At 45.9% G+C, this 268-nt stretch carries 1 protein-coding gene; it reads right to left on the bottom strand.

Annotated features, from left to right (window positions below; all coding sequences use genetic code 11):
- Positions 1 to 268: Rib/alpha-like domain-containing protein (locus ADI58_RS05595; RefSeq protein WP_049521794.1), on the bottom strand; the 268-nt coding region annotated here is incomplete at both ends.

A 268-nucleotide genomic window follows, 5' to 3' on the forward strand; every position in this document is an offset into this window, starting at 1 on the left:
TTCTTTTTGTTCCTTAACTGTAATTGGGACTGTGACTTCATCGACTGTTCCGTCAGGATATGTCACTAAGGCTACACTTGGATGATTTCCTGGTGTGTTCACAACTGGAGTTTCTTTCCATGCGATTGTTGTGCCGCTTGGTAAGTCGGTCTTATCGACACTGTCTTCTGCCTTTGGCACTGTCCCGTTGTCCACTGTTTGGGCTTTTGGCTGTGGATCGTAATCGTCTTTTTGTGGCGTTACTTCTACAGTGACTGTCACTTCTTCC

The organism is Streptococcus mitis, assembly GCF_001074635.1.
Classification (GTDB): Bacteria; Bacillota; Bacilli; order Lactobacillales; family Streptococcaceae; genus Streptococcus; species Streptococcus mitis_E.